General features: G+C 34.6%; 7 protein-coding genes. All 7 read right to left on the bottom strand.

Annotated elements, in window-relative coordinates; genetic code table 11:
- Positions 1-109 precede the first annotated feature (109 nt).
- Complete coding sequence (locus H8S00_RS09095) at positions 110-958, bottom strand: undecaprenyl-diphosphate phosphatase (RefSeq protein WP_021952268.1); 849 nt, start codon at positions 956-958, stop codon at positions 110-112.
- A 23-nt stretch (positions 959-981) separates the two neighbouring features.
- Positions 982-4,893 carry an efflux RND transporter permease subunit gene (locus H8S00_RS09090; RefSeq protein ID WP_118589396.1) on the bottom strand — a complete coding sequence of 1,304 codons (3,912 nt, stop codon included), beginning with the start codon at positions 4,891-4,893 and terminating at the stop codon, positions 982-984.
- Between the two features lie 44 nt (positions 4,894-4,937).
- Entirely contained in the window at positions 4,938-6,329 is a 1,392-nt protein-coding gene (gene asnS / locus H8S00_RS09085) for an asparagine--tRNA ligase (RefSeq protein ID WP_021952266.1), read from the bottom strand.
- 75 nt (positions 6,330-6,404) lie between these two features.
- Positions 6,405-7,250 carry a hypothetical protein gene (locus tag H8S00_RS09080; protein ID WP_118589397.1) on the bottom strand — a complete coding sequence of 282 codons (846 nt, stop codon included), beginning with the start codon at positions 7,248-7,250 and terminating at the stop codon, positions 6,405-6,407.
- Positions 7,240-8,676: a sensor histidine kinase gene (locus tag H8S00_RS09075; RefSeq protein ID WP_021952264.1), complete on the bottom strand. Its 1,437-nt coding sequence runs from the start codon at positions 8,674-8,676 to the stop codon at positions 7,240-7,242. The genes H8S00_RS09080 and H8S00_RS09075 overlap by 11 nt, the downstream gene beginning before the upstream one ends.
- Positions 8,677-8,678: 2 nt before the next feature.
- Positions 8,679-9,332, bottom strand: coding sequence for a response regulator transcription factor (locus tag H8S00_RS09070; protein WP_021952263.1), 654 nt, complete (start codon positions 9,330-9,332; stop codon positions 8,679-8,681).
- A 146-nt stretch (positions 9,333-9,478) separates the two neighbouring features.
- Complete coding sequence (locus H8S00_RS09065; protein ID WP_186840442.1) at positions 9,479-12,730, bottom strand: glycoside hydrolase family 66 protein; 3,252 nt, start codon at positions 12,728-12,730, stop codon at positions 9,479-9,481.
- Positions 12,731-12,972: the final 242 nt, after the last annotated feature.

Here is a 12,972-nt window from a genome sequence, read left to right as displayed (position 1 = left end):
CCTCAGAACTGGTAAATTGCACAAATAAATACAAGAAAAAACAACTATAAACAAAAAAAGTTCCAACCTAACGTAAAATCAGATTGAAACCTTTTCATATTAATTAATTTTATCTAAAAAGAAAATATACTAAAACTACTGCTCCTAAAATAATTCTATACCATCCAAATATCTGGAAATCATGCTTCTTAATATATCCCATAAGGAACTTTATAACAAGTAATGAAACAAAAAACGCCACTGCCATTCCCACAAGCAAAATGCTTAACTCAGATACTGTAAATAACAAACCGAATTTTAAAAGTTTTATAAAACTAAGTCCAAACATAACCGGCACTGCAAGGAAAAATGTGAATTCTGCTGCTGCCACTCTTGATACCCCAATAAGCAATGAACCGATTATTGTTGAACCTGAACGGGACGTTCCCGGGATTATGGATAACACCTGAAATAAACCAATTATAAATGCAGTTTTGTATGTTATGTCTGAAAGAGTGTTGATTTTTGGTGTTCTTGTTTTATTCCAACGCTCGACTATTATAAAAGCAATACCATAGAATATAAGTGTAATGGCTATAACTGTAGGTGTATGTAAATGTGCCTCAATAAAATCATCAAAAGCTATTGTAACAACCGCTCCCGGTATACAGGCTACTACAACCTTAAACCATAAAGACCATATATCCTTTTTAAGGATTGAGCCTTTTTTGTTAATTCCATCTTCTGTATCCTTTCTTTTAAAAGGCCACATTTTATTCCAGAACATAACCACAACTGCCAGAATTGCTCCTAACTGAATTACCACGAAAAACATTTCCTTAAAGTCACTGCTTACATTCATTTTAATAAATTCATCTACCAGTAACATATGTCCGGTGCTGCTTATTGGCAACCACTCAGTTATTCCCTCAACTATTCCTAAAAATATAACCTTTAATATTTCAATTATAAAATCCATCACTACATCCTTTCATATATAATTTACATTGCCGTTTCATCCGGAATATCATCCAAATTGTCATCTCCAACATCTATGACCTTTGGTTTCTTTCTATAGAAAATGTCATATAGAACCGGAACAATAAACAATGTCATTAATGTTGCATACAGTAAACCTGCACTAACCACTATAGCCATACTCTTTTGCATTGCATCACCGGCATTTTGTGAGAATACCATAACACTCATGGATAAAATAGTGGTAAGGGCTGTCATAAGTATTGGTCTCATTCTTGTTTTTCCCGTTCTGATTAATGCCTCCCGTTTTTCCATTCCTTTTATCCTCAGTTGGTTGGCATAATCCACAAACACTATTCCGTTATTTACAACTGTTCCCATAAGTATCATAAATCCCATAAGCGCCATGGCTGATATAGACTGACCAAATATCATAAGTCCAATCATACCTCCGGTAAATGCCAATGGAACCGTAAATATAATGATAAACGGAGATAAAATGCTTTGGAACTGTGCTACCATAATAAGATATACAAACACGAAACCTAAAGCAAGGGCTAACAGCATCTGTTTTATCATTTCCATTACCTGAGCTGATTCACCCTGAATTTCTATGTTATATCCATCCGGTGTATCATACTTTGCCAAAGACTTTTCTAACTGTCTTGACAAAAGTGTAGCATTGTAATCTTCTTTAACTTCAGCTGTTACAGACATATATCTTGACTGATTTTCCCTTCTTATGCTGTCGACACTTTCTCCCTTAATCATTTTTGCAAACTTAGATAGCTTATAGGTTTTATTTACATCTTCTCCTGATGCATTTTTAGTTGTAGATGTAATTTCCGTATTCATGAGATTTTCAACATCCGGCTTATCAAGGTCATTTATTACATTAACATCCATATCCTTGTTATCCACAGTAATTGTTACGGCTGTTTTGTCTGTTTTTATCTTTGCCGCTAACTGCTGGTAAATCTGTGCTGTTGTAAGCCCATATTCTGCCGCTTTATCTTTATTTATTTCTAAATGTATCTGTTTATTTTTCTCACTGATGCCATCTTTTACATTTTCTGTTCCCTTAATGTCTTCCATCATTTTTTTAACGTCTTTGCTGATAGACACAAGTTTATTCTGGTCATCACCATATATATTTACCTGAAGTCCGTTACCGGAAAGACTTGATGTGTCTCCTAGGGCTGAAGATGACACCTTAAGTTCTTTGCATTTTATATCTTTAGCGTTGTCCTCAATTTCTTTTATAATTTTCTTAAACTGACCTGTAGTTTTTATGTCTTCATCAGTTATTACACTAAATATAAAGGAGGTATAATTTCCACCGGCTCCTTCTAAAACAGATGATGTGGCGCCGGCATTTCCATCCATGGCACCTACCTTGTCAATTCCCTTAACCTTAAGTATGGCATCCATTACCTTATCAGCTGTGGCATATGCCTCTTTCTTTTCTGTGTCATCATCTACTGTAAGACTTACTGAAATCTGATTGCTTACCATGTCATCCATCATTACAAGCCCCATTCTAAATGCCTGCACAACGCATATTACCAGCAGTAAAACAGAGATTATAAGAGGGATTGCCTTATGCTTCAAACATTTCTCTAATACCTTTCCGTAGTAATTATTTACTTTGTCATATAACTTATGCTGTTTTGTTTTTGTGTTTTTTAAAACTGTTGCACTAATAGTAGGAACTACAGTCATTGCCACAATAAGGGATGCTATAAGGGCATATGAAATGGTAAATGCAAAAGGCATCAGTAAATCACTAATCATTCCCGTAACATATACCATAGGAAGGAATACACTTATGGTAGTTAAGGTTGAAGCCACAATAGGTGCTGCCACCTGTTTAGTACCCTGTACCGCAGCTCTTGGTGCGGATATGCCATGTCCTCTTAACCTGTAAATATTTTCCATTACAACAATGGAGTTGTCTACTAACATTCCTATTCCAAGACATAAGCCTCCAAGAGACATTACATTTAATGTGATGTTGGTAAAATACATTATAACTACGGCAAACAACACACTAAATGGTATACTAAAGGCTACTATTAATGTAGGCTTAATATCCTTTAAAAACAGTGCCAGCACAATAATTGCAAGAATTGCACCAATAAGCATACTGCTTAAAACGGAACTGATAATCATATCTATATAATTGTTCTGATCCATAATGGTTGTTACTGACAAACCATCATATTTCTTTTCCAGTTCCTTTGATGCTGATTTTATGTTATCAGACACATCACTGGTGTTGGCTGTACTTGATTTATATATGGCAAGTAATATTGCATCCCCACCATTAATTTTTGAATAGCTTTCTCCCGCATTATCAACCACTGTTACATCAGCTACATCTGATAATTTAATCTTTCCAATGCCGGATATTTTTGTGAGAACCATATCTTTAATTTCCTTTTTACCGGTATAATTATCTCCCACATCAATCAACCACTGGTTGTCATTTTTATCGTCTATGTATCCCGCAGGCATTGAAAAGTTTTGAGCATAAATAAGATTAGATAATGTATCAATACTTAACAATGCGTCCACATTTGCATTCTCCTTAGCAGCTTTTCTTGAATTTTCCAGTTTTTTCTTTGCATCTTTTAAATCTTTTTTAGCACTTTCTAACTGAGTCTGACCTGCTGCTATCTGTGCCTGACCTGCACCAAATCCTGCGGCAGCGTTATATCCCCCTTCAATTGTTTTTGACTGATTTTCGTCTATTCCCTTCATCTGTCCTGAAATAGTGTCATTCATCATTGATGCTGCCTTAATTTCTATTTCAAGATTTGCCAGTTCAGTTTTTATCTGAGGCATTCTCACTTCTACAATGTCATAAACCTTTTTCAGATTTTTGTAGGTTAATTCCTTTGTTTCTTTGCCGTAACCTATTTTTTCCAGCCACTTTACAAAAGTTTCAAATTCCTTTTTGTTATTCACCGCATCCTTAATATTTTTAGGAACAGTTACCCCTGCCTGTTTTGCCAGTTCACCATACTGAGAGCTAAAAGTTGTAAACGTCTTGTCAATTTTATTGTACATATCTTCAACCTTTGCATCCTCATATGCCTTCTGCTCCGCTTCAAGGGCACTTTTACCTGCCTTTAAGCTGTTAAGGGATGCCTCGTAAGCATTTTTTACAGCCTGTGCCTGGGATAATTTAACCTGGGCATCAGCTAACTGCTTATTAGTGCTTTTTTGAGTGTCATCTAAATTAGACTTTTGGGAATATAATTCCTTTTCCCCATCTGATAATTTCTTTTGTGCATCATCTATCTGCTTTTGTGCATCTACCAATTTACTGTTTGTTTTAGCCAGGATTTTATCATTAATTTTGTCAATTTTTTTACTGTTTAGCTTTACTTCTATGGAATCTGTGGTAAATCCCATAGAGGTAATACTTGCCACACCATTTTGTCTTTCAAAGTAAGGTTGCAGAGTATTTTTAGTAAAATCCGTAAGTTCTTTTATGTCCTTACCCTTATAATCCACACCTACGTACATGGTTGCCACCATATCCATGCTTACTTCCATTATATTGGGAGTTCCACATTCATCAGGAAGGCTTACCGTATCTAAAACCTTTGATATTCTTACCAAAGCCGAATCCATATTGGTATCATCTGCAAACTGTAGCATTATCATACTGTAGTTATCAGCAGAAACACTTTTTACGTCTTCCACCCCATTTACTGTTCCAAGAGAACTTTCCAGTGGCTTTGTAACGTCATTTTCAACTTTTTTAGGAGTAGCTCCCGGCTGGGTTGTTATTACCATAATATATGGCAGTTCCATATCCGGCATTAAATCCATATTCATTCTGTTTAAGCTTACTCCCCCGATAAGGAGAATAATTATTACTGCCACTACTACGAAATATGGCTTTTTTACAAAAAATTTAGTCATTAAATTACCCTTTCGTTCTATTTATCTTATGCCAAAAATTTTCTCTATAGTTCACAATTATTAACCGTTCTTGGGAAGGGAATTACATCTCTTATATTGCCCATTCCCGTAAGATACATAATCATTCTCTCAAATCCCAATCCAAAGCCGGCATGTCTTGCAGTACCGTATTTTCTTAAGTCAAGATAAAATTCATAGTCCTTTTCATTAAGTCCTAACTCCTTCATTCTTTTCCTTAATACGTCTTCTTTTTCCTCACGCTGGCTTCCACCGATTATTTCTCCGATTCCCGGCACCAGACAGTCCATAGCTGCCACGGTTTTTCCGTCATCATTTAACTTCATGTAAAATGCCTTTATTTCCTTTGGATAATCCGTTACAAACACCGGTCTTTTAAATATCTTTTCCGTAAGATAACGCTCATGCTCCGTTTGAAGGTCACATCCCCATTCTACCTTATACTCAAATTCATCATTATGCTGTTTTAAAATATCTATGGCCTCCGTATATGTTACTCTGCCAAAATCTGAATTTACCACATGATTTAATCTGTCTAAAAGTCCCTTATCAACAAAGCTGTTAAAGAAATCCATTTCCTCCGGTGCATTTTCTAACACATATTTTATTATGAATTTTATCATAGCCTCTGCTAATTCCATATCATCTTCTAAATCTGCAAAAGCTATTTCCGGCTCAATCATCCAAAACTCTGCTGCATGTCTTGTAGTGTTAGAATTTTCTGCCCTAAATGTTGGTCCAAAGGTATAAATCTTTTTAAATGCCATAGCATATGTTTCCCCATTAAGCTGTCCTGATACTGTAAGATTAGTTGGCTTTGAAAAAAAGTCTTTTGAATAATCCGTATTCCCCTCTTCATCCTTTGGAACATTATTTAAATTCAGAGTAGTAACCTGAAACATTTCCCCTGCCCCTTCGCAGTCGCTTCCTGTAATAAGGGGAGTATGAACATATACAAATCCCTGTTCCTGAAAGAATTTGTGAATGGCATAGGCACAAAGGGAGCGCACTCTGAAAACTGCCTGAAATGTATTTGTTCTTGGTCTTAAATGGGATATTGTTCTAAGATATTCAAAACTATGTCTTTTCTTTTGCAGAGGATAATCACCGGTACTTTCCCCCTCGATTATTACCTCCTCTGCCTGAATTTCAAAAGGCTGTTTTGCATTAGGTGTGGCAACTAATTTTCCCTTTATAATAAGTGCCGCTCCAATATTTGTTTTTGATATTTCTGAGAAATTATTAAGTTTATCACTGTAAACCACCTGTATGGGTTTAAAGAATGTACCATCATTTACTGTTATAAATCCGAAGGTTTTAGAATCCCTTATACTTCTTACCCATCCGCATGTTTCAACTTCTTTGTCAATATATTTTTCTGTATTATCATACAATTCCTTTATTTCAACAGGTTTCATAAATGCCTCCAACATACTTTTATGTTTGAATTTCAAACACTCATTATGATAGTATATCGTCTTTTTTACCCATTATCAACTAATGGTTCCTGATTTCACGTCAGTTTTTATATCGTTTTTCTGAAAATTGTTATTATAATATGTAAACTCCTCAAACTCACTTATTCCTATATTTACTGATGTTCCGTCAATTCCCGAATGAATCTGCCACAACACATCATTTATCAGATTCACCCCTATTCCCTCATCTGTTTTCACATTTTGCATTTTTGACTTTTTTTCTATGCCATAATAATCTGCAAGAGAATCTATTATTTTAGACTGTATAATAGCTAATGACAAATTGTCTTTTCCTTCATAAACCTGTACTGCCATTTTTTCAAATATCTCAACATCTTTACAGGTTACAAGATATATTTTCATGGTATCACTATCCACATATATTTGTAATGGGTTTTTAAGTCCATTTTCTTTATTGTATACAACAACATCACAAACATAATAAGATATTCCCATATCGTATATTGTGTATAATTGAATATCATTAAAGTACAGCTGTCCATCAAAAAGCAAATCATTATATTTTTCCCCAAACAATTTCTTTTCAATCTGAAGCCATTTCTTATATTCATTGTTAATACTTTTTTCAACACTTTTAAGTTTCTTATTTTCCGAATTAAATATTACATTTATAACCTGGGCATTTGACTTACCACTTAAAACATCCCCTAATATTTCAAGCTTTTCCTCAGTAGACTTAGTTTCTCCTGTAGTCACCTCATAAGCCGTTTCATCATTGTAGCTTATTTTTCCTACATTACTTTTATTTGTCACTTCATTTAAAATTATCGGCAAAATCATGGCTAATGCAATTATAACCACGATTCCCATAATCGCTAATATCGTTTTTTTAATTTTCATAGCCTTCTCCTGCTAACTGTTTATTATCCATAGGTAGTATCACATATACATTTGTGCCTACCCCCGGTTTACTGCCTATTTTCCATTTCCCATGGTGTATGGAAACAATCTTCTTGCACAAAGCCATTCCAATGCCTGCGCCTCCCTCTTTTCTTGCTCTTGATTTATCCACCATATAAAATGCCTCTGTTATTTTTCTAAGTTCCTCCGGTTCCATTCCACATCCGTTATCCTGAACGGTTACCATATATTCATTGCCTGATGCCTGTCCCGTAATAAGAATTGCCCCACCTATATCCACAGCCTTTCTGGCATTATCCACTATGTTATTTATCAGTGATATAAGCAATTCTTCATTTCCATATACCTTGCCCTCTTCAGCTTTAATCTTAAACTTTATTCTTTTTTGTATAAGATTAGGTTTTGCCATTTCTCCTACCTGTTTAAGAAGACGCTTCATATTCACCTTTTCAAAGCTGATATTCTGCTTGTCAAGAGATATTAAATCCATCAGTGAAAAGGACAGTTTTTCTAATCTTTTTCCCTGAGAGAAAATATAATTGGAATATTCCTTAATTTCTTTTTCACTTAAATCCATTGAACGAATCATATCTGAATATCCTACAATGGCTGTAAGAGGTGTTTTTAATTCATGAGCAAAACTTGCAGTAAAATCTTCCTGTTTTCTGGCACTGTCCTCTAATTCTTCTATATTCTCTTTTAAAATATCTGCCATACTGTTAAAGCTGTTAATTAAAACTCCAACCTCTCCCGTCTGTTTTCCCTTTGCCCTTGCGCCGTAATCTCCTGATGCCATTTTCTCAGTAATTTTTGATAATTCAACTATAGGTTTTGTTATCCTTTTAGAAATTAAATAAGACAATATTCCTGACACAACAAATGCCATAATTACCATAAGCCTGTATCTGTTATATAATGTATTTCTATCTTCATATATGTACTGTATATTTTTTATGCTGCTTACATAATAAGTTTTTCCGTATACAACTATTTTGTTCATATTTTCAATATAATGTTCATTATCATCTGCAAGCTTTATAACATAAGCACTGTTTTTTTTATTCATTTCCTTAACGGAAATAAAACTTTCTATGGTGCTTCCCCTGTACTTTTCCACTCCCTTGGAATTACATAATTTGATATTGTATCTGTTTTGTCCCAAACTGTTTCGTACAGATTCCGTGGTTTTTATAACATTTTCCTCTAACCTGTTATCATCCTCCACAGATACACTTAAAGACGTTTTAAGCATATTCATAAACATTTTATTTTCGCTTACTTCTCTTTGAATTTCCCTGTTTAATGAATTATTAAAAGACGCATAAAGTAATGCACCTCCAAAAACAAGGTACATTACCGTTACAATGCTTAAAATAGATAAAAATATTTTCCAAAAAATTTTCATGTCTAGCCCTTTAATCTATATCCTACTTTATATACTGATTCTATTTTTTTCTCCCACCCTAACTTTTTCCGCACTCTTTGAATATGAAGGTCAACAGTTCTGCTATCTCCCATATAATCACTTCCCCATACATTTTCATATATAACTTCCCTGTACAAAGCCACGTTTTTATTTCTCACTAATAATACTAATAAATTAAATTCCTTAAGTGTAAGCATAACCTGCTTTCCGTTTTTTTTCACTTCCATAGAAGCTAAGTCAATGGTTACATCCTCTTCCACTATAAGATTTTCCGCCTTCCTATAACGTCTCAATACACTTTCCACTCTTGCAAGCATTTCAACTATTTCAAAGGGTTTGGTTATGTAATCATCTGCCCCTAACTTTAGTCCCTTTACCTTATTATCCGTGCTTCCCATTGCCGTAATGAAAATCACAGGGTAATCCATGGTTTTGGCATATTCTAACAGGTCATATCCATCTATTTCAGGAAGCATTATGTCAAACAGACACAAATCAAATTTTACCGTGTCCATCATTTTCGCAGCATCCCTTCCATTGTATGCACAGGTGCAGGAATAACCAGCCTTTACTAAATTTACCTTTATAAGATTTGCAATTATTTCATCATCTTCTGCTATTAAAATTTCAATCATTTTTATCCCTCAAAAAATACAAATTATCTGTTACCTTTATATTTTGTAACTTCTTTGTATCACAAATGTATCATACCATATTGCCAAATATTTACCAATAGAAAAAGAGGCTACCACAATGTGATAACCTCTCTTTAATATAAAATCTATTCCGGTTTTACTAATGAATTACCAATGTTAAAATCTATCTTTGTATACGCCGGATTTACTGCACTTATTATTGTGTCATATAAATAATCATGAGCAGCCTTATTTTTCATTTTATTATTTCTGTAAAGATTTTCAGCTAAATCATATACTGAGAAATTTAATGCATCACTGTAAATAACTGTTCCATCATTTAACTTTGCATATGCTCTCTCGCATATCTTGACATTGAAAAACTCTGCGTTCTTTACAAACTCCATAGTCATGACATATTTTGTAGATGAATCAGCAGAAGATAATATTCCATTTTCTGTTGCCTTGCTTTCCTTTACATATGCATTGGTACTTCCAACTTCTAAATCATCTTCACTTACATAATCTGCCAATCCGTATATCATTCCCACTTTTGCCACTTCACTGTCAGGATCATCTAATGTATATACTGTTCTGTATCCTTCCACAGTTGTGCTTATCTGTAAACCGTCAATTTTAACATCTGCGCTATAATTTCTTTCATAGTCAGCTTTTTCATATGTACCAGGCTCTGCCAGATAAATATAATCTAACCATATCCAGCAACTGTCTAATGCATCCTGAACCTTTATTACATCTCCCGGCTTAACAGGAATACTTCCAATACCCTGTACACTTGGAACAAATCCCCAATAGTCATTGGTCTTTGTATAGTTCATCTTATAGCATCTGTTATTTACCCAAATATTAACCTGACCTGATGTTCCACTGGAATAGCTTAATACAAGATCGTATGTACCTTTTTCCACGCCTTCCGGAACAACCATGCTTACACTTCCCTGATTAAGTCCAATGTTATTTACATATTTTCCTTCAGAAGCATTTTCCTCAGATACCACCTGTGGCTTATCATTTCCGCCCACATCCTTAAGTGTTCCGTCTTCTGCTTCCATTCTGTAAATAATGCCTTCCGGATACTCATATGTCTTTGTATATTCAGCTTCATCAGTTTTAACTAATTTAACAATAATCTTGTCAACCCATCCGTAACCGCTTCCATCATCAGGATTATCTGAAATCGTTATTTTCTCTCCTCCTGATAAGGAAATAGTAGAGGATAATTTGTCAGTAGTCATCTGGTTCATACCAAATCCGTTGCCGTTTCTTACTATGTAAGCTGCATCATTGTCTCCCACTGCCACACCAATTTTGGTACGGTTACCACAAGAAACAACACTTACTTCGTATTTGCCCTTTACAATGTTTTCAGGCATTGTAAATGAGAATGATTCTCCCGGCTGTAAATCTGCCTGACCTTCTGCTAATTTTTCTTTATAATAATCTTCACCTTCAAATGTGTATGATTTTTCAAGGTTTGTTCTCTCATTTAACTGTGTTGGTTCATCTGATGACATATATAACATATCCCAGTATTCAAGAGATGGAACTGCAAACTCAATATACTTTCCATCACTATCCTCACCCTTTGTAAATGCCACACTTTCAGTCATTCCACCATTTTTATCCGGAGATGCAAGATAAAGTGAATTTACTTCATCTGAATAGTAATATTTAACCTTTAAATTTTCTACCTTTGTAGGTGTTGCTTTAGTTCTGTCTTCATCTCTCCATTTATTATCTGTTCCCAGAAGATTTATTAAATGGAGCATCTGATATCCGTTTCCTTTTTTTGTATAAGTCCAGATCTTGTCTGATTCGCCCTCTGTACTTGTAGCATAATCTGATATGGAAACCTTATTATCTGTTGCTGTCTGTCCGTCACGTAAAATATTTTCATAAGCAACAGCAAAATCATAAATATTTCTCATTCTGCTGCTTAAGTCGTTTGTCATTGTTACTCCATCATGTGGATAATATTCCTCATGAAGAATGTTATTTCCATTTCCTAATTCAACTCTGTTACCACCTGCTGCAAAAACAGCTGCATTTACCAGCATAACAGCCGGTGTGTTCATATGACCGTCTGTAGCATTTCTGTTGATGTATGACTTAACTGCCAAAGACTTTCCGTTGCTGTCTTTCATGGAGTTTTCCACTTCAGTTACAAGAGAGTTATATGTATCATATGTATTTCCGTTTCTGTCTGTATCCCATGGCCAGAATTCTGTGTAAAGAGCATCTACTGCACTTGTATTTGCCTGAATAATTCCCTTTGCGCCTACCGGGTTAAATGAAATACACTTATCTCCTAATGCCGCTTTTGCTGCATCTAAAAATTCTTTATATGTATCTGCTATTACATATATCGGCTGTCCGTCATCTGTATAGCCAAGAGGCTGTCCGTCGGCAGTTACCATGTCCCCCCAGTCTCCTACAGTATCTCCATGCCATCCGTCAAAGTCAAAATATTCAAAAACTTTCTTATATTCATTAAATATGTAATTTTGCCAATCCTTATTAAGAGGATTCATAAAATAGAGAGTTCCGTTACCTGTAGGTGAATCTCCCATCTTGTAACAGAAAGCTCCTGTTCCTCTATTATTGTCATCTTTAAAAAATACCTGCCAGTTTTTGTGTTCATTGTTATCACCGGCAACAAAATCATCTGTTCCTGCATATATCATATCATATGCCATACATGCCATATTCTTTGATTTAGAACTCTTAATATAATTTTTAATGGTATTAACATATATGTTACGTCCTGCCCAGTCCTGATATACTCCTGAATCAAGCTGTTCCTTAGGTGCTAACGGCTGGTGATGTAAATGATGCCAGTCATAGTATTCTATTACGTTGATATGATATTTACTTAACTGTTCAACTTTTCCATATGTTTTTGCATTTTCACTGAAATCACAAAGGTATCCGTATCTTGGGAACTTTCTCCAGTCTGAAGAAACGTCTACGCCTACACTTTCTTCATCTATAACAGTTCCGTTTTCGTCCTTTGCTACAATTTCCAGCATATATCCCTGAAAATCATTATCCGGTGCTGTCCATTTAAGAATTCTTGTGCTTTTTGCCTTCGCCTCAATATTGCAATCAGTCACAATTTTATCTCCAACTTTTTTATTTAAATGCATAGCCTGCAATTCCAGACTTTTGATTTTGCTTTCAGATTTGTTATTTACATTAACTGTAATCTTAACGGTATCTCCGGGATCATACATAGCCTTATCTGTGTATGTATCATAAAATACAGATATTGCCTCCCCTGATGTGGCTGCGTCTACCCTTGTAGTGTTTTCATAAATCCCCACTTGCAATGTCATGGCTATTGCCATTACAAAAGCAATTATTCTTCTCAATTTCATTTTATTTACCTGTTGATATTATAAATATCCCTTTCAAATTATTTATCTTTATATTTACCTTCTACCCTCCTTCCAGTTAAACGTTAAACTACTTATACAATAAATATTAACATTGTAATTTTACAATGTCAATTTGTTTGATATAGGAAAATATCACAATATTTTACGGCTTTTTTATGCACTTTATATACTGAAACGTTATTATTAAAAAGGGTATTAAAACAGTAACTTTAACTTTGTAA

It is taken from the genome of Eubacterium segne (assembly GCF_014287775.1).
In the GTDB taxonomy this organism is placed as follows: Bacteria; Bacillota; Clostridia; order Lachnospirales; family Lachnospiraceae; genus Eubacterium_G; species Eubacterium_G segne.
The sequence above is the reverse complement of the archived record's forward strand: the minus strand, read 5'-3'. Positions and strand labels throughout refer to the sequence as shown.